The sequence below is a fragment of the Spinactinospora alkalitolerans genome (assembly GCF_013408795.1).
GTDB lineage: Bacteria > Actinomycetota > Actinomycetes > Streptosporangiales > Streptosporangiaceae > Spinactinospora > Spinactinospora alkalitolerans.
On record NZ_JACCCC010000001.1, the window covers coordinates 2,647,570 to 2,664,817 of the forward strand.

Sequence of the window (17,248 nt, forward strand, 5' to 3'; positions counted from 1 at the left end):
ACCAGCATGGGTGGTGGCTTCAGCGGTCCGCTCTCCACCGCCGTGGACGGCGGCGGAAGGGGCGGGAGGCGCCGATGGGGCCGCCGGCCCGGCAGAGCGCCGGACCGCCTTCTCGGGAGGGGAAATTTCATGGATGCCATGACCGTACGCCGGATCCTGGTCGCGGGCATCGCGGCACCGGCCCTGGTGCTGGCGGCTCCGGCCGTCGCCATGGCCGACACCGACTACGAGGCCGAGCAGAGCGCCGCGGGCCCCAACGGTGCGTGGTCGCACAGCGTGGAGTCGTCCGCCGACGGCGACGGCGACGCGTCGTACGAGGAGACCAAGACCAAGGCCGGTCCGCACGGGGCCTTCTCCTCCAGCGTCGAGAGTGAGGCCGACTAGCGGTCCGGCTAGCGGTCCGGCGGGGTGCGGCGCGTTCCATGCGACCTTCGCCGCCCCCGGACCATGACGCCGCACCGAGATGTTCAGGCCGCGGCGATCAGGAGGGCCCCGCCCGTGCCACGGGCGGGGCCCTTTGCCGCGGAAAAGGACACCGGAGGTCAATTCCGACTTGACCCCTCTGCGGGGGCTTTGGGAAACGGGATACCTGTTTCCGGTTTTTCGGTGGGAGAAGTTCGACCAGCATGGGTTGTGGTCCTCACGTCCCGTTCCCACCGGGTGGACGGTAGCGGTCATGAACGGGGCGCAGCGGGACCGTCGGTCCGGCAGATCGCCGGACCGTCCTTCCTGGAGGGAAGTTCCATGATCGCCACGACCGCACGCCGAATCGTGTTCGCGGGCATCGTCATCCCGGCCCTGGTCCTGGGGGCTCCGGCCGTCGCCATGGCCGACACCTACTACGAGGCCGAGTACAGCAAGGCCGGTTCGCACGGCGCGTTCTCCTACCACGTGAAGTCATACGCCGACGACGACGGCGATGTCTTCTTCAAGAAGTCGTTCAGCAAGGCCGGTTCGCACGGCGCGTTCTCCTACAGCGTCAGCAGCGGGTCCGACTAGCGACCCGGCACCATGCCCGCTCCTTCGGTGCACCCACGGCTGATACCCGGCCGGTCCGCGACATCGCGGGCCGGCCGGCGCCGTTCTGCGGCCCCGGCCGAACCGGGGCGGTGCGCCGCTCCGTGAATATCCGGCGCCGCAGAGGTTAGAGGCCGCACTGCGACCAATGAACGCCGAGGTCCCCGGTGCGCGGGGGCGGCCGAAGGAGGCAGATCAGTGGCGACGCCAGTGCCGCAGGGCGCGGACCCGTTCGCGGCCAAGGAGACGATCGGCAGTTTCGGGGACTACGTCCAGGCCCAGGCTGCGGTGGACTACCTCTCCGACCAGCATTTCCCGGTCGAGCACACCGCCATCGTGGGAATCGGAGTGCGCTGGGTGGAGCAGATCACCGGCCGCATGACCTACCTGCGGGCCGCGGGCAACGGCGCTGCGGCGGGCGCGTGGTTCGGCCTGCTCATCGGGCTCTTCATCGCCCTGTTCACCCCGCCGGGCGCGGCCTCCTGGTTCGTGCTGATCCTGGGCGCGCTGGTGTGGGGCGTCATCGCCGGGGCCGTCTTCGGCCTGGTGAGCCACGCCATGCAGGGCGGCAGGCGGGACTTCGCCTCCTACTCCGGGCTGCAGGCCGACCACTACGACGTGATCGTGGCCGCCGAGCACGCCGGACGGGCGAGGGAGCTGCTCGCCGCCAGGCCGGAGCAGGGCTGAGCCGCCGGACGCGAGGGAGGCGCGCCCGCCGCCGCGCGGGTTTGCCGGTCGCGACGGCCGGTAGAGGGCGGCGTGACGCGCGAATCCGCCCGTCGGAGGAGGGAAGATGGCAACTCACGTCAGCGACGTCATGCACGTCGGACTCGCCACGCTGGAGCCGCAGGGCACGGTGGCCGACGCCGCCCGCATGATGCGCGAGTACAACACCGGTGACGTGCTGGTCGCCCGGGATGAGCGGCTCGTCGGGATCGTGACCGACCGGGACATCGTCGTCCGCACCGTGGCCTCGGGCGAGGACCCGGCGGCCACGCCGGTGGAGCGGATCTGCAGCACCAGCGTCGCCGCGATCGGGCCGGACGCCCGCGTCGACGACGCCATCCGGCTCATGCGCGAGCACGCCGTACGACGCCTGCCGGTCAGCGAGGACGGCCGCCTGGTGGGCGTGGTCTCCATCGGAGACCTGGCGGCCGAGCGCGAGCCGGACTCGGCGCTGAGCGACATCAGCGAGGCGCCGCCGAACGCCTGAACGTGATGAGCAGCGCTTTTTCCGTCCAGGGGCTTCCTCCCGGGGACTCCCGGGGTTACAGTCATTCCCCCGGTGGATGCAGAGGCCCGGGGCCGGGGAGCGGCGGCATCGGTTGCGAGCCGTATTGGGGGGCTGCCGCCGCTCCCACGCTGTCGACGCAGCGAGGGTAAACGCGGGCCGCCGCTGAGTCAATGGGACGGTCGCAGCGACCGTCCCATTTCTTCTGCTTCGCCGATCTCAACCTTATCGGGCCTGTTCAAGATCGGGCCTGTTCAAGCGGTTTCAGCCCCCACAAGATCAAGAAGCGTCGGCGTTCGTGCGCCTGTCCGAATCCGCCGCCGACCTCGTTGCCGCTTTCCCACCCACGGTTTCCGGCCACCCGGCCACCCGGCGACCGCAAGGCCGCGCAGCAGGTCCCGGCCGCCGGGTCACCGACGGCCCGACGCGACTTCTGAGGACCTCGCTCGGCCCGAGCTCCACGCCCCCGCGTCTTCGCGTGCGGGCGATCTCCGCCGATCCGCGCACCGCACACCGCGATGCGGGGATCACTCGCGGTCAGCTCCACGCCCGGATCAGGAGAGGCCAGAGCAAAACGAAACAAATCCCTCATGCGCCCCACAGTGGGGCGCGGTGCGACCGCGATCGCCCGCGCGCCGGGCGATCGCGGCCGAGCATCGGGGCGGCCGGCGCCTCGGATCCCGAACTTCTCCTCCGAGCCGATTTTCGTCACTCTGCGTGTTCGAACGCCTGTTTGAGAGCCTGCTCATAAGGGTTTTCGACGCCGCAGCGTTTGAGAGTCGCTTCGTCTGGTAGTTGACCGGCGTGCTCAGACGACCGGGCACGCGAAGGTTGACGCGATCCGGAAAGGACGCCGACCCATGCGGTTTCTCGGTGTCAACGCCATATTCCACGACCCGGCCGCGGCCATCGTCGTCGACGGGGAGATCGTCGCAGCGGCCGAGGAAGAACGGTTCAGCCGGCGCAAGCACGGCAAGGAACCCGTCCCGTTCTCCGCCTGGGAGCTCCCCGAGCAGGCGATGCGCTGGTGCCTGGACGAGGCCGGCGTTCGCCCGGACGAACTGGACGGCGTCGCCTACTCCTACGACCCGGCGCTGGTGCCGACCGAGCAGCAGGGGCAGGACCCGACGTGGGAGCGCCTGCGGACGCTCTACGCCGAGCGCGCCCCGCGGTTCCTCGCGACCGCGCTGCCGGGGCTGGACCCGGCCAGGGTCGTGCACGTCGCGCACCACGTCGCCCACGCGGCCTCCGCGGGGCTGGCCGCCCCGGGCGGGCGCGACGGCGCGGTGTTCGTCGCCGACGGCCGCGGCGAGGCGGCCTCGCACCTCGCCGGCGTCTACCGCGACGGCCGGCTGGAGGTCCTGGCCCGCCAGAGCCTGCCCGACTCCCTCGGGCTGACCTACGAGGACCTCACCCAGCACCTGGGCTTCCGCCGTTCCAGCGACGAGTACAAGATCATGGCCCTGGCCTCCTACGGCGACCCCCGCCGGTTCGCCGAGGAGCTGGAGGAGCTGATCCGCTACGCCGGCGACGGGCTGGTCGCCATCGATCCCGTCGACTGGGACGCCCTGGTCAAGCGGCGCGACTCCGGCGCGGAGTGCACCGGCGACCACGCCGACCTCGCCGCAGGCGTGCAGCGGCGCGTCGAGGACGTCCTGCTCGAACTGGTCGGCTGGCTGCACGAGCGCACCGGCGAGCGCCGGCTGACCATGGCCGGCGGCGTCGCGCTCAACTGCGTCGCCAACACCCGCATCGCCGCCGAGGGCCCGTTCGACGAGGTGTGGGTGCAGCCCGCGGCCGGCGACGCCGGGACGGCGCTGGGCGGCGCGCTGCACCTGGCGCAGGAGGCCGGCGAGGACGTCTCGCCCATGCGCGGCGCCGACCTGGGGCGCGGCTTCGACGACGACGAGCTCGCCGCGGTCCTGGAGCGGGCCGACGTCGCCTACGAGCGCCCGGACGACCTCGCCGAGACCATCGCCGCGGCGCTGGCCCGCAACGAACTCGTCGCCTGGTTCCAGGGCCGCAGCGAGTACGGTCCGCGCGCCCTGGGGCACCGCTCCCTGCTGGCCAACCCGGCCCACCCGGCCAACCTGGAGCGGCTCAACGACGTCAAGGGCCGCGAGCAGTTCCGCCCGGTGGCGCCGATGGTGCTGGCCGAGCGCGCCGCCGACATCTTCTCCCGCGGCCCGCTGCCCAGCCCTTACATGCTCTTCGTGCACGACGTGGCGCCGGACTGGCGCGACCGCATCCCCGCCGTGGTGCACACCGACGGCACCGCGCGCGTGCAGACGGTGTGCGCCGAGGACGACCCGCTGCTGGCCAGGATGCTGTACCGCTTCGAGGCCCACACCGGGCTGCCGGTGGTGGTCAACACCAGCCTCAACACCGCGGGGCGCCCCATGGTCGACGACCCGCGCGACGCGCTGGAGTGCTTCGGTTCGGCGCCCGTCGACGTCCTCGCCCTTGGCCCGTTCGTCGTCCGCCGCCGCGACGCCCACGGACGGTGCTGAGCATGGCCGGGACGAGCTACACCGTGGTGATCCCGACCGTGGGCCGGCCCAGCCTGACCGACGCGGTCCGCCCGCTGCTGGACGCCGGGGACGACGGCCCCGAGGAGATCCTGGTCGTGGACGACCGCCGCGAACCCGGACCGGAGCTCGCGGTGGCCGGCCTGCCCGGGGTGCGGGTGCTGCGCTCGGGCGGCCGCGGCCCCGCCGCCGCGCGCGACACCGGGTGGCGCGCCGCCGGCACCGCGTGGATCGCCTTCCTCGACGACGACGTCGCACCGCCGCGGGACTGGCCCCGCCGCCTCGCCGCCGACCTCGCCGACCTGCCCGGATACACCGCGGGCAGCCAGGGCCGCATCCACGTGCCGCCCCCGCAGGGCCGCCGCCCCACCGACGCCGAGCGCGCCACCCTCGGCCTGGCCGGCGCCCGCTGGATCACCGCCGACATGGCCTACCGCAGATCGGTCCTTGCCGAGATCGGCGGGTTCGACCCGCGCTTCGCCCGCGCCTACCGCGAGGACACCGACATCGCGCTGCGCGTCATGAACGCCGGCTACCAACTGGTCCGGGGCGAACGGGTGTGCGTCCACCCGCTGCGCGCCGCCGGGCCCTGGGCCTCGATCGGCGCGCAGCGGGGCAACGCCGACAACGCCCTGATGCGCCGGCTGCACGGCGCCCGCTGGCGGGAACGCGTCGCCGAGGCCCCCGGCCGGCTGCCCCGGCACGCCCTGGCCACCGCTGCGCTGGGCTCGACCCTGACGCTGGGCCTGCTCGCCGGGCGGCGCAGCGCCGGGCGGTGGGCCGCCGCTGCGCTGGGCGCGGCGTGGGCCGGTCTCACCGCGGAGTTCGCCCTGCACCGGATCGCGGCCGGGCCGCGCACCCCGGCCGAGGTCGCGGCGATGGCGGCGACCAGCGCGGTCATCCCGCCCGTCGCCTGCTACCAGCGGCTGGCGGGGGAGTGGCGGCACCGCAGGGCCGGACCGCGCCGCGCGCCGACCACGGCGGCCATCCTCTTCGACCGCGACGGCACCCTGATCCACGACGTGCCCTACAACGCCGACCCCGAGCGGGTCAGCCCCGTCGAGGGCGCACGGGCCGCGCTGGAACGGGCCCGCCGGGCGGGCCTGCGCGTGGGCGTCGTCAGCAACCAGTCGGGCGTCGCGCGCGGCCTGATCTCGCCCGACCAGCTCGACGACGTCAACGCCAGGGTCGAGGCGCTGCTCGGACCGTTCGACGTGTGGCGGGTGTGCGTGCACGGCGACGGCGACGGCTGCGAATGCCGCAAGCCGCGCCCCGGGCTCATCGAGTCCGCGGCGGCCGAGCTCGGCGTGCGCCCGCGCGACTGCGTCGTCATCGGCGACATCGGCGCCGACGTCGACGCGGCCAGGGCCGCCGGGGCCCGCGGGATCCTGGTCCCCAACGGACGCACCCTGGCCGCCGAGACCGCCGCGGCCGCCGAGGTCGCCGCGACCCTGGCCGACGCGGTCGGCCTGGCGCTGCGGGGGGTGCGGCCATGACCGCTCCCACCGGACCCGGCCCCGGGGGCACCGTCCTGGTGGCCCGGATGGACAACGTGGGCGACGTGCTGCTGGCCGGCCCCGCGGTCCGCGCGGTCGCGACCGGCGCCGACCGGGTGGTGCTGCTGGCCGGCCCCCGGGGGCGGGCAGCGGCCGACCTGCTGCCCGACGCCGACGCCGTGATCCAGTGGTGCGCGCCGTGGATCGACCCGGAACCGCCCGCCCTCACCGGCCCCGCCGTGCAGGAGCTGTCCGCGCGGGTGCGCGCCGAGGCTCCCGACGCCGCGCTGATCCTCACCTCCTTCCACCAGTCGCCGCTGCCGCTGGCGCTGCTGCTGCGCCTGGCCGGTGTGCCCTGGATCGGCGCCATCAGCGAGGACTACCCCGGCAGCCTGCTCGACCTGCGCCACCGCACCGCCGAGCGCGGCCCCGAGAGCGAGCGCATGCTGTCCCTGGCCGAGGCCGCCGGGTACCGGCTGCCGCCCGGCGACCGCGGGGCGCTCGCGGTCCGGCGGCCGCTGCCCGACGTCGCGGACCTGACCGGGCCGCCGGGCTACGTCGTGATCCACACCGGGGCCTCGGTGCCGGCCCGGGCCGTACCGCGGCGACTGGCCGCCGAGACCGCCGAGAAGCTGGCCGCGGAGGGCCACCGCGTCGTGGTGACCGGCACGGCCGAGGAGCGCGAGGCCGTCGCGCCGATCGCCGGGGACGCGGCGCTCAACCTCGCGGGCCGCACCGGCCTGGCCGAACTGGCCGCCGTCCTGGACCGCGCCGCCGCCGTGGTGTCGGGCAACACCGGCCCCGCGCACCTGGCCGCCGCGGTCGGCACGCCCGTCGTCTCGCTGTTCGCGCCGGTCGTCCCCGCCGAGAACTGGGCGCCCTACGGCACGCCGACGGTGCTGCTGGGGGACCAGCACGCGCCGTGCCGGGGGACGCGCGCCCGCGAGTGCCCCGTCCCCGGCCATCCCTGCCTGAACGCGGTCGGCGTCGACGACGTCGTCACGGCCGTGCACGGGCTGATCGAGGAGAGGATATGAGCACGACCGAGCAGACCATCGCCCCGTCAGCGCCGCCGCGGCGGGAGGAGCCCCGGCAGCGGCGGCGGACGCTGCGGATCCTGCTCTGGCACGTCCACGGCTCCTGGACCACCTCCTTCGTGCACGGCAGGCACACCTGCCTGCTCCCGGTGACCGAGGACCGCGGTCCCGACGGCCGCGGCCGGGCCACGTCGTGGAGGTGGCCGGGCAACGCCGTCGAGGTCCCCCCTGACTCGCTGCGCGACACCGACGTCGACGTGGTCGTGGTGCAGCGCCCGCACGAACTGGAGCTGGCCGAGCGCTGGCTGGGGCGGCGGCCGGGCCGCGACGTCCCCGTGGTCTACGTGGAGCACAACACGCCCAAGGGCGACGTCCCCGCCACCCGGCACCCCGTGGCCGACCGCGCCGACGTGCCCGTCGTGCACGTCACGCACTTCAACGAGCTGTTCTGGGACTGCGGGCGCGCGCCCACCAGCGTCATCGAGCACGGGGTGGTCGACCCCGGCTACCGCTACACCGGGGAGGTCCCGCGCGCCGGCGTGGTGATCAACGAGCCGCTGCGCCGCTGGCGGGTGACGGGCACCGACCTGCTGCCCGGCCTGTCCGAGGCGGCCCCGCTGGACCTGTTCGGCATGCGCGTCGCCGAGGCGGCCCGCCACCTGGACCTGCCCCCCGAACGGCTGACCGCCGTCGAGGACCTGCCGCAGCGCCGTATGCACGCCGAGCTGGCGCTGCGCCGGGTGTACGCCCACCCCATCCGGTGGACCTCGCTGGGCCTGTCGCTCATCGAGGCGATGCTGCTCGGGATGCCCGTGGTCGCCCTGGCCTCCACCGAGGCCGTCGAGGCCGTCCCGGACGGGGCCGGGGTGGTCACCACGCGCCTGCCGGTCATGCGCCGCGCGCTGCGCGACCTCGTCGGCGACCCCGAACGCGCCCGGCAGACGGGCCTCCAGGCCCGCGCCGCGGCGCTGCAGAAGTATCCGTTGTGTCGGTTCCTGACGAGTTGGGACCGGCTGCTCGAGGAGGTGACACGTTGAAGATCGCCATGATCTCAGAGCACGCCAGCCCGCTGGCCACGCTCGGCGGCGCCGACGCCGGCGGCCAGAACGTCCACGTCGCGGAGCTGGCCCGTGCCTGCGGGGCCGACGGCCACGACGTGGTGGTCTACACCCGCAGGACCGACGAGACCCAGCCCGACGTCGTCGCGTTCGCGCCCGGGGTCCGGGTGCGCCACGTCGCGGCGGGGCCGCCCAGAGAGATCCCAAAGGACGACCTGCCGCGCCACATGCCGGAGTTCGGCGACCTGCTGGCCGAGGAGTGGGCGCGGGAGCGCCCCGACATCGCCCACTCCCACTTCTGGATGAGTGGAATGGCGACGCTTCGGGCGGCCCGCGAGACCGGCGTGCCGGTCGTGCACACCTTCCACGCGCTCGGCTCGGTCAAGCGCCGGCACCAGGGATCCCAGGACACCAGCCCGGCCGGGCGCATCGAGGCCGAGCTCTCGGTCGCGCACGAGGTCGCCATGGTGATCGCGACCTCCTCCGACGAGCGCCAGGAGCTGCGGTCCTGGCGGGTCGCCCCCGAGGCGATCTCGGTGGTGCCGTGCGGGGTGGACCTCACCCGCTTCACGCCCGAAGGGCCGGCCGCGCCCAGGGGCGGCGAGCGGCTCCGGGTGCTGAGCCTGGGCCGGCTGGTGGAGCGCAAGGGCGTCGACACGGTCGTGCGCGCGCTGGCCTCCGTTCCGACGGCCGAACTCGTCATCGCCGGCGGCCCCGCGCCCGAAGGGCTCGACGACGACCCCGAGGTCGCCCGGCTGCGCCGGATCGCCGCGGTGGAGGGGGTGGCCGACCGGGTCCGCTTCACCGGGTGCGTCGCCCGCGAGGACGTGCCGGCCCTGCTCCGCTCGGCCGACGTCGCCGTCAACGTCCCGTGGTACGAACCGTTCGGGATGGCCACGGTCGAGGCCATGGCCTGCGGCGTGCCCGTCATCGCCTCGCACGTGGGCGGCCACCTCGACACCATGATCCACGAGGTCACGGGGCTGCTGGTACCGCCGCGCCAACCCGGCGCGCTCGGCCGCGCGCTGCGGGCCCTGCTGACCGACCCGGTGCGCAAGGAGAGCTACGGCATCGCCGGCGCCGACCGCGCGTCGGCCCGCTACTCCTGGCCGGAGGTCGCCCGCCAGACCCAGGAGCGCTACGAGGAGGTGCTGCGCCGCCGGCCCGGTCGGCACCGCAAGGACCAGGCGCCGACCACCGCGCGCGGCACCGGCCGCCACACCAGGGAGCCGGCCATCTCCGGAGGTATCTGATGCACCCGCACCTGACGGACCTGCAGACGGCACTGACCGAGACCGACACCGATCGGGTGGAGCAGTGGGGGCGCCACCTCGCCGACGTCCTCAAGGACGGCGGGCGGCTGCTGGCCTGCGGCAACGGGGGCAGCGCCGCGGAGGCCCAGCACCTCACCGCCGAGCTGGTGGGGCGCTTCGAGGCCGAACGCCGACCGCTCTCGGCGATCGCGCTGCACGCCGAGACCTCCAGCGTCACCGCGATCGCCAACGACTACGGCTACCGCGACGTCTTCGCCCGCCAGGTCCGCGCGCACGCCCGCCCCGGCGACGTGCTGCTGTGCCTGTCCACCAGCGGCGCCAGCGAGAACATCGTCGTCGCGGCGACGACGGCCCGCGAGCTCGGCGTCACGACGTGGGCGATGACCGGGGACACGCCCAACGCGCTGGCCGCGGCCTGCGGAGAGACCGTCCGGGTCGCCTCCTCCTGCGCCTCGACCGTGCAGGAGGTCCAGTTGGCGCTCATCCACCTGCTGTGCTCCGTGGTGGACTCGGCGTTCACCGGGCCGCCCGCGCCGCGCGCGGGCCGCCAGGAGGTCGGGGCATGAGCCGCGGCATCCGCCCGCTCGTGGTGATCGGGGACGCCCTGCTCGACATCGACCTCAACGGCGCCACCCGCAGGAGTACCCCGGACGCCGCCGTGCCGGTGATCGAGGACGCCGACACCCGCCACCGGCCCGGCGGCGCCGCGCTGGCCGCGTGGCTGGCCGCCCGGCAGGGGGTGCCGGTCGTGCTCGTGTCCGCGGTGGGCGACGACGCCGCCGGTGAGCGGCTCGCCGGACTGCTCCACGACACCGTCGCGCTGAACCGGCTGCCGCTGCGGGGCCGCACCCCGGTCAAGACCCGGGTGTTCGCCGACGGCCGGCCCGTGATGCGCGTGGACGACGGCGAGGGGCGCGCCGACCCGCGCGTCGACCCCGAGCGGATCGCCGCCGCCGTCGCCCGGGCCCGCGCTGTGCTGGTGTCGGACTACGGGCGCGGCGTCGCCGCGCTGCCCGCGGTCCGCGAGGCGCTGGCCGCGCGCGCCGGATCGGTGCCCGTCGTGTGGGACCCGCATCCCCGCGGACCCGAACCGGTGCCGGGGGCGCAGTTGGTCACCCCGAACGCGGCCGAGGCCGGCGTCGCCGAGGACGATCCCGAGGCCGGGCTGGTCCGGGCCGCCGAACTGGCCCGAGGCTGGGGCGCGGAGTCGGTCGCCGTCACGCTCGGCCCGCGCGGCGCCGTGTGGGCGCGGGCCGGCGGCGACGGCCGCAGCCTGCCGGCCCCGCCGGTCGACGCCGCCGCCGACGTCTGCGGCGCCGGCGACCGGTTCGCGGCGTGCGCGGCCGCCGCGCTCGGCCGTGGAACGACCGCGGCCGACGCCGTGAGCGAGGCCGTCGAGGCGGCCTCCCGGTTCGTCGCGGCCGGCGGTGCCGGGGCGACCACGACGGTGGGGCCGATGACCGGCGCACTGCCCATGGGACTGCGCGAGGGCGCGGTGGAGGTCGCCCAGCGGATCCGCCGCTCCGGCGGTCGGGTCGTGGCCGCGGGCGGCTGCTTCGACGTGCTGCACGCCGGCCACGTCAGCCTGCTGCGCCGGGCGAGGGCGCTGGGCGACGGCCTGATCGTCTGCGTCAACAGCGACGCGGCGATCCGCCGGCTCAAGGGCCCCGAACGCCCGCTCACCCCGCTGCACGACCGCGTGCGGGTGCTGACCGCGCTCGAATGCGTCGACGCCGTCGCGGTGTTCGACGATCCCACGCCGAGCGGGCTGCTGGACCGCCTGCGCCCCGACGTGTGGGTCAAGGGCGGCGACTACGCGATCACCAGCCTGCCCGAGGCCCCGGTCGTCGCCGACTACGGCGGAGAGGTCGTGCTGCTGCCCCTGCTGCCGGGGCGCTCCACCACCGGCCTGGTGACCGCGATGCGCACGACCGGGGACTGAGAGAACCACCCCTTCACGACATCGAGACTCGATAAGGAGGCGTTCATGCGACCGCTCGGAAACACCCTCATCACCGGTGGTGCCTCGGGGCTCGGCGCCGCCGTCGCCCAGGCCGTGCGCGCCGAGGGCGGCCGGCCCCTCGTCCTGGACCGCGCGCGGCCGGCGGAGGACTTCGACTTCGCCCGGGCCGACCTGGTCGATCGGGAGGCCACCGAGGCCGCGGTGAACCGGCTCGCCGAGACCGCCGGAGGACTGGACGCGGTGATCAACGCCGCAGGCATCGACGCCTGCGGCCCACTGGACGACGTCCCAGCCGACGAATGGGAACGGGTCGTGCGGGTCAACCTGCTCGGCACGGCCGCGGTGGCGCGCGCGGCACTGCCGCACCTGCGGCGCAGCCGGGGCATCATCGTCGACTGCGCCTCCACGCTGGGGCTGCGCGCGGTCGGCGACGCCACCGCCTACTGCGCCTCCAAGTTCGGCGTGGTCGGCTTCACCCGGGCGCTGGCCGCCGAGCAGGCCGGCCGGGTCGGCGTGACGCTGCTGGTGCCGGGCGGCATGGACACCGCGTTCTTCGACGGCCGCTCCGAGCAGTACCGTCCGGGCCCCGACGCCAAGCTCAACGATCCCGCCGACGTCGCGCAGGCCGTGCTCTTCGCGCTCCGCCAGCCGCCCGGCTGCGAGGTGCGCGAGCTGGTCGTCTGCACGTCCAACGAGACGTCCTGGCCCTGATACGCGGCGAACCGCACGGTCGAGGACGAGGAGGAGAGACCATGACCCAAGGACAGATGCGGCGGGCCGTCGTGACCGGCGGCGCCGGGTTCGTCGGCTCCCACCTGTGTGAGCGGTTGCTGGAGCGCGGCGTGGACGTGGTGTGCGTCGACAACTTCGCCACCGGGAGCCCCGACAACGTGCGGCACCTGTGCGGCCGAGCGGGCTTCCGGCTGATCGAGGCGGACGTGACCCGCCCGGTGTGGGTCACCGAGCACGTCGACCTCGTCTTCCACCTCGCCTCGGCCGCCTCGCCGGTGGACTACCTGCGCCTGCCGGTGGAGACCCTGGAGGCCGGCAGTCTGGGCACGCGCAACGCGCTCCGGCTGGCCCGGGCCCACGGGGCGCGCCTGGTGCTGGCCTCCACCAGCGAGGTCTACGGCGACCCGCTGGAGTACCCGCAGCGCGAGACCTACTGGGGCAATGTCAACCCCGTCGGCCCGCGCAGCGTCTACGACGAGGCCAAGCGCTACGCCGAGTCCCTGACGATGGCCCACCACCGCGACCGCGGGGCCGACGTCGGGATCGCGCGGATCTTCAACTGCTACGGTCCGCGGATGCGTCCCGATGACGGGCGGGCGGTGCCCACGTTCATCCGCCAGGCGCTGGCCGGCGAGCCGGTCACCGTCGCCGGCGACGGCATGCAGACCCGCTCGATCTGCTACGTCGACGACACCGTTCGGGGGCTGCTGGCCCTGGCCGACAGCGACGCGACCGGGCCGGTCAACATCGGCAGCGCCCACGAGCTGTCCATGATCCGCCTCGCCGAGCTCGTCCGCACGCTGACGGGGTCGGACTCGCCGATCACCTTCGTCGGGCGGCCGCAGGACGATCCGCGGTTCCGCCGACCCGACACCACGCTCGCCGCCGAGCTGCTGGGCTGGCGCCCGGAGGTGGCGATGGACGAAGGGCTGGAGCGCACCATCGCGTGGTTCAGGGAGCGGTTGGGAACCGGGGCCAGCGAGCCGCCCCAGGCGATCTCCGCGGGGTGACGCGGTCCTCGCCCCGCACGGTCGGCTGTGCAGGAGGCTGCCGCGAGAGTGCGCGCCGTGATCGGGGCCGGCGCCCTATGAGGATCCCGGCGCGCGCCTCGCGGCCGAAGCACATCGGTGGCCGCATGCGCCAGAGCCCGGCGACGCTTCGGTGGCGAGGCGCGGCCACGTTCCAGATCACGGGTGGCCCGTGCGCGGGACCGGCCGCGCTCTCGCCACAACCTCCCCGGTGCGGAGCACGGTCCGGCGGCGGGCCCCTGGTGTCCTGAGTCGTTGATTCGGGGGATGTCGCCGTGCCGGGGAGAGCGTTCAGGTCATCGGGTGGGGGCGGGGGGATTCGCCGCTGCGGTCCTGACGGCATGGCCGGTGTCCGGCGACCGGGTCCGTACGGGGGGTCGGCTGTCGCGGTGCGCGCAAGCCGCCGGCGGCGCAGCGGATCCGGATCCCGGAAACCCGCCCCGCGAACGCGGCGGTCAGAACCCGGTGAGCGCCCCGCCTCCGCGGAACACGCATCGAACCGACGACCCGGCACCCCAGATCGGTGATGGGAGAGGACGGGGACCGTCTCCAGGTTCTGCCGAGCCCGTGCGGGCCCGGCGCGCTGACGGCAGCCTTCCCGGGTCGTGCGGTGGTGAATGGAGGACTGCGGTCACAGTCCTCCAACTCCCGTCAGCGATCCAGATCGTGTCTTCCGAACCATTTCGGGCTCGCGGCCACCAGGCAGGACCCCCGCTGTGCGAGCCTGCGGAGCAGCGCACAGTAGGGGCATCCGAAAGCCTTCGTCGAACACTCCCTAGCCCTCGCTCAGCAGCTCCGCGCGCAGCTTGCGCAGCGTCGCGCTGAGCATCCGGGACACGTGCATCTGCGACAGCCCGACCTGCTGGGCGATCTGGGCCTGGGTCTTGTTGCCCGCGAAGCGCAGCAGCAGGATCCGCCGTTCGCGCGGTGCCAGCGCGGCCAGGGCCGGGCGCAGCGCGGCGCGGTCCACGACGCTCTCCAGGTCGGCGTCGACGTCGCCCAGCGTGTCGCCGAGCGTCTTCTCCTCCTCGTCGGCGCCGTAGGGAACGTCCAGCGACAGCGCGCTGTAGGCGGTCGAGGCGTCGACGAGCTCGATGGTGTCCTCTTCGGACATCTCAAGCATTTTGGCTATTTCGGAAATTGTCGGGGAGCGGCCGTTGCGCTGGGTGAACGACGCGGTCACCCGGTTCAGCTCGGCCCTTTTCTCCTGATGCTTCCTCGGTACCCGGATCGCCCAGGTGCGGTCGCGGAAATGGCGCTTCACCTCGCCGGTCATCATCGGCAGGGCGTAGGAAATGAAATCCTTGCCGAAATCAGGGTTGAAATCCCTGATCGCCTGCATGAGGCCGACCATCGCCACCTGGCGGAGGTCCTCCTCCGGCTCCCCCCGATTGCGGTAGCGGCGCGCTATTCGCCGCACCACCGGAGTGTGCAACTCGATGAGCCTGCGGCATATGACCTCCCGCCTCGGGTCGCCGCGCTCGACTTCTCTGAGGCTGTTCAGCAACTCACGCGTCTGGCGACGATACTCCTCGTCAGACCTGGCGTATCGGGGCGGTCGGGCGCGGGGAATCTGAGTCTGGGTTCGGTCTTGCAGCGTCTTCGATGCGGGCATCGAACGTCTCTCCCAACGCACAGCAGGCAATTTGCCGGGTCACGTCTCGCCCGTGTCGTGCGCGCACGGCGAAACAGCCGTGGAAAATATCCGGATATGCGCGCTTCGCGCGTTCCGTGCGGCGAGTACGGACGGTCACCATTGGGCCTCGAAGATTGCGGTGACCATCGTGTGATGTGACGTACGGAGCAGGCCGCTCTGTCGGACCTCTGGCACGACAGCTCCGAGTCTAGGCACGATCCGCGACTCGGCGGAACCGCCACGGTCTTCTATGGCAACGTTTTACACGCTATTCGCATTCACGAAGAACGTCCGGGTAGCTGCCTCGTGGTGAATCGGCCGATCCGGCCGCCGCGAGCGGCCTTTCGCCCGCGTCCGGACAAAGGCATCCCAGGAGGTCACGCGTGTTGAACGAGGACACCCCGGTACCCCGGTCGTCCCGGGTCACGGTGGTCGTGGCGACCAAGGACCGGAGGGAGGAACTGGGACGCACCCTGAGCCGACTGGCGGAGCTGCGGCCGCGCCCGCCCGTGATCGTGGTCGACAACGCCTCCGCCGACGGCACCGGCGCCTTCACGCGCTCGGCCTTCCCCTGGGTCGAGGCGGTGACGCTGCCGGAGAACCGGGGGGCCGCGGCGCGCAACGTCGGCGTCGCACTGGCCCGGACCCCCTACGTCGCCTTCAGCGACGACGACTCGTGGTGGGCACCCGGGGCGCTGGAGCGCGCCGCCGACGTCTTCGACGAATGCCCGCGGCTGGGCCTGCTGGCCGCGGCCGCCTTCGTCGGCGAGGAGCGCCGCCCCGACCCGATCAACGCCCAGATGGCGCAGAACCCGTTCCGGCGCGGCCCCGGCCTGCCCGGTCCGGAGGTGCTGGGCTTCCTCGCCTGCGCGGCCGTCGTGCGCCGCACGGCCTTCGAGCAGGTCGGCGGATTCAGCGAGCTGCTGTTCTTCACGAGGGAGGAGGCGCTGCTCGCCCAGGACCTGGCCGCAGCGGGCTGGGCGCTGTGCCACGTCGCCGACGTCCACGCGCTGCACCACCCCTCCGCGCTGCGCCCGCCGGGTTCCTGGCGCGGACGGCTGGAGCGCAGGAACGCGGTGCTGGCGGCCTGGCTGCGCCGGCCCCTGGAGCGCGCGGTGCGCGAGACCGGGGAGCTGGCGCGTGCGGCGGTCACCGATCCCGGGGCCCGCGGGGCGCTGGGGGAGGCCCTGCGCCGGATGCCCCGGGCGCTGCGCGGCCGCAGGCGGCTGCCGGCCAGGGTCGAGCGCGACCTGCGGATCCTGGAGACGCGATGAGCACGGCCGACAGCACCCGCAGCGCCCGCAGTGCCCGCCACGACCCGCGCATCAGCGTCGTCGTCATCACCCACGACCGCAGGGCCGAGCTCATGCGCGTGCTGAGGCACATGACCCGGCCGGCCGGGCACCCGCCCGTGGTCGTGGTCGACAACGCCTCCACCGACGGCACCGCCGACGCCGTGCGCGAGCGGTACCCCGGCGTCACGCTCATCCGGTCCAGGACCAACCTCGGCGCGGTCGCGCGCAACGTCGGCGTCCGGGCGGTCGACACGCCCTACGTGATGTTCTGCGACGACGACACCTGGTGGGAGCCGGAGGCGCCGGCCCGCGCCGCCGACCTGCTGGACCGCCACCCCGACGTCGCATCGCTCACCGGACTGATCCTGGTCGAGCCCGATCAGCGCGAGGACCCCATCACCCCGGAGCTGCGCGACTCGCCGGTGCCCGCGCCGCCGGGCCTGCCCGGGCCCGCGCTGCTCAGCATCCTCGCCGGGGCCTCGGTGCTGCGGGTGAGCGCGTTCACCCAGGTGGGAGGGTTCTCCCCGCGGCTGTGGCTGGGTGGTGAGGAGGAGCTGCTCTCGCTGGACCTGGCCGCGGCGGGCTGGTGGATGTGCTGGACGCCGGAGCTGCGGGTGCACCACGCGCCCTCGCTCAGCCGCGACGGGAGCCGCCGCCGCAGGCTGGGCATCCGCAACACCCTGTGGACGGCCTGGCTGCGCCGGCCGCCGGCCGGTGCGGGGCGGCGCACCTGGGCGGTGCTGCGCTCGGTGCCGCGCGACCTGTCCACCCTCAGAGCGCTGGCCGAGGCGCTGGTCGGCCTGCCCTGGGTGCTGCGCGAGCGCCGCCCGGTCCCCGCCGAGGTGGAGAACGGGCTGCGCCTGCTGGAGGAGCCGCAGCGGCGCTCACCCGCGCGGCGCTACGTGGGCTGAGCCCCTGCGCGCAGAAAGGGCGCGGCGGGCCGGTGCCCGCCG

General features: G+C 74.3%; 16 protein-coding genes. 15 read left to right on the forward strand and 1 reads right to left on the reverse strand.

The window, feature by feature from the left end:
• Positions 1 to 138 precede the first annotated feature (138 nt).
• The 13 genes from HDA32_RS11665 (at position 139) to HDA32_RS11725 (ending at position 13,346) form a co-directional block, all read left to right on the forward strand.
• Positions 139 to 384, forward strand: a complete 246-nt coding sequence (locus tag HDA32_RS11665) for a hypothetical protein (protein ID WP_246334308.1) — start codon at positions 139 to 141, stop codon at positions 382 to 384.
• A gap of 360 nt (positions 385 to 744) precedes the next feature.
• Entirely contained in the window at positions 745 to 999 is a 255-nt protein-coding gene (locus HDA32_RS11670; protein WP_179643218.1) for a hypothetical protein, read from the forward strand.
• A gap of 216 nt (positions 1,000 to 1,215) precedes the next feature.
• A complete protein-coding gene (locus HDA32_RS11675; RefSeq protein WP_218882413.1) occupies positions 1,216 to 1,704 on the forward strand; it encodes a YflT domain-containing protein in 489 nt (162 codons plus the stop codon).
• A 106-nt stretch (positions 1,705 to 1,810) separates the two neighbouring features.
• Positions 1,811 to 2,230 (forward strand): CBS domain-containing protein, encoded by a 420-nt coding sequence (locus tag HDA32_RS11680; RefSeq protein WP_179643219.1) that lies wholly within the window; start codon positions 1,811 to 1,813, stop codon positions 2,228 to 2,230.
• Positions 2,231 to 3,108: 878 nt separating this feature from the next.
• Positions 3,109 to 4,758, forward strand: coding sequence for a carbamoyltransferase family protein (locus HDA32_RS11685; protein ID WP_179643220.1), 1,650 nt, complete (start codon positions 3,109 to 3,111; stop codon positions 4,756 to 4,758).
• Between the two features lie 2 nt (positions 4,759 to 4,760).
• Positions 4,761 to 6,272, forward strand: a complete 1,512-nt coding sequence (locus tag HDA32_RS11690; RefSeq protein ID WP_179643221.1) for an HAD-IIIA family hydrolase — start codon at positions 4,761 to 4,763, stop codon at positions 6,270 to 6,272.
• Positions 6,269 to 7,309 carry a glycosyltransferase family 9 protein gene (locus tag HDA32_RS11695; RefSeq protein WP_179643222.1) on the forward strand — a complete coding sequence of 347 codons (1,041 nt, stop codon included), beginning with the start codon at positions 6,269 to 6,271 and terminating at the stop codon, positions 7,307 to 7,309. Before HDA32_RS11690 ends, HDA32_RS11695 begins: the two co-directional genes overlap by 4 nt.
• Positions 7,306 to 8,346, forward strand: coding sequence for a glycosyltransferase (locus HDA32_RS11700; RefSeq protein ID WP_376766954.1), 1,041 nt, complete (start codon positions 7,306 to 7,308; stop codon positions 8,344 to 8,346). The genes HDA32_RS11695 and HDA32_RS11700 overlap by 4 nt, the downstream gene beginning before the upstream one ends.
• Positions 8,343 to 9,620, forward strand: coding sequence for a glycosyltransferase (locus tag HDA32_RS11705; protein WP_179643223.1), 1,278 nt, complete (start codon positions 8,343 to 8,345; stop codon positions 9,618 to 9,620). Before HDA32_RS11700 ends, HDA32_RS11705 begins: the two co-directional genes overlap by 4 nt.
• Positions 9,620 to 10,207, forward strand: coding sequence for a D-sedoheptulose-7-phosphate isomerase (locus tag HDA32_RS11710; protein ID WP_179643224.1), 588 nt, complete (start codon positions 9,620 to 9,622; stop codon positions 10,205 to 10,207). The genes HDA32_RS11705 and HDA32_RS11710 overlap by 1 nt, the downstream gene beginning before the upstream one ends.
• Positions 10,204 to 11,583, forward strand: coding sequence for a PfkB family carbohydrate kinase (locus tag HDA32_RS11715; RefSeq protein ID WP_218882414.1), 1,380 nt, complete (start codon positions 10,204 to 10,206; stop codon positions 11,581 to 11,583). The genes HDA32_RS11710 and HDA32_RS11715 overlap by 4 nt, the downstream gene beginning before the upstream one ends.
• Before the next feature lie 45 nt (positions 11,584 to 11,628).
• Positions 11,629 to 12,315 carry an SDR family oxidoreductase gene (locus HDA32_RS11720; protein WP_179643225.1) on the forward strand — a complete coding sequence of 229 codons (687 nt, stop codon included), beginning with the start codon at positions 11,629 to 11,631 and terminating at the stop codon, positions 12,313 to 12,315.
• 41 nt (positions 12,316 to 12,356) lie between these two features.
• Positions 12,357 to 13,346, forward strand: a complete 990-nt coding sequence (locus HDA32_RS11725) for a UDP-glucuronic acid decarboxylase family protein (RefSeq protein ID WP_179643226.1) — start codon at positions 12,357 to 12,359, stop codon at positions 13,344 to 13,346.
• 793 nt (positions 13,347 to 14,139) lie between these two features.
• On the opposite strand, the gene HDA32_RS11730 is transcribed toward HDA32_RS11725, so the two are convergent.
• Positions 14,140 to 14,979, reverse strand: a complete 840-nt coding sequence (locus tag HDA32_RS11730; RefSeq protein WP_179643227.1) for a SigB/SigF/SigG family RNA polymerase sigma factor — start codon at positions 14,977 to 14,979, stop codon at positions 14,140 to 14,142.
• A 404-nt stretch (positions 14,980 to 15,383) separates the two neighbouring features.
• Here HDA32_RS11730 and HDA32_RS11735 point away from each other — a divergent pair, with 404 nt between their 5' ends.
• Positions 15,384 to 16,274 (forward strand): glycosyltransferase family 2 protein, encoded by an 891-nt coding sequence (locus tag HDA32_RS11735; protein WP_312863140.1) that lies wholly within the window; start codon positions 15,384 to 15,386, stop codon positions 16,272 to 16,274.
• A complete protein-coding gene (locus HDA32_RS11740) occupies positions 16,271 to 17,206 on the forward strand; it encodes a glycosyltransferase family 2 protein (protein ID WP_179643228.1) in 936 nt (311 codons plus the stop codon). Before HDA32_RS11735 ends, HDA32_RS11740 begins: the two co-directional genes overlap by 4 nt.
• Positions 17,207 to 17,248: the final 42 nt, after the last annotated feature.

Coding starts and splice junctions, on each gene's coding strand:
- HDA32_RS11665 (WP_246334308.1), top strand. CDS start 139: ATGACCGTACGCCGGATCCTGGTCGCGGGCATCGCGGCACCGGCCCTG.
- HDA32_RS11670 (WP_179643218.1), top strand. CDS start 745: ATGATCGCCACGACCGCACGCCGAATCGTGTTCGCGGGCATCGTCATC.
- HDA32_RS11680 (WP_179643219.1), top strand. CDS start 1,811: ATGGCAACTCACGTCAGCGACGTCATGCACGTCGGACTCGCCACGCTG.
- HDA32_RS11685 (WP_179643220.1), top strand. CDS start 3,109: ATGCGGTTTCTCGGTGTCAACGCCATATTCCACGACCCGGCCGCGGCC.
- HDA32_RS11690 (WP_179643221.1), top strand. CDS start 4,761: ATGGCCGGGACGAGCTACACCGTGGTGATCCCGACCGTGGGCCGGCCC.
- HDA32_RS11695 (WP_179643222.1), top strand. CDS start 6,269: ATGACCGCTCCCACCGGACCCGGCCCCGGGGGCACCGTCCTGGTGGCC.
- HDA32_RS11700 (WP_376766954.1), top strand. CDS start 7,306: ATGAGCACGACCGAGCAGACCATCGCCCCGTCAGCGCCGCCGCGGCGG.
- HDA32_RS11710 (WP_179643224.1), top strand. CDS start 9,620: ATGCACCCGCACCTGACGGACCTGCAGACGGCACTGACCGAGACCGAC.
- HDA32_RS11715 (WP_218882414.1), top strand. CDS start 10,204: ATGAGCCGCGGCATCCGCCCGCTCGTGGTGATCGGGGACGCCCTGCTC.
- HDA32_RS11720 (WP_179643225.1), top strand. CDS start 11,629: ATGCGACCGCTCGGAAACACCCTCATCACCGGTGGTGCCTCGGGGCTC.
- HDA32_RS11725 (WP_179643226.1), top strand. CDS start 12,357: ATGACCCAAGGACAGATGCGGCGGGCCGTCGTGACCGGCGGCGCCGGG.
- HDA32_RS11730 (WP_179643227.1), bottom strand. CDS start 14,979: ATGCCCGCATCGAAGACGCTGCAAGACCGAACCCAGACTCAGATTCCC.
- HDA32_RS11740 (WP_179643228.1), top strand. CDS start 16,271: ATGAGCACGGCCGACAGCACCCGCAGCGCCCGCAGTGCCCGCCACGAC.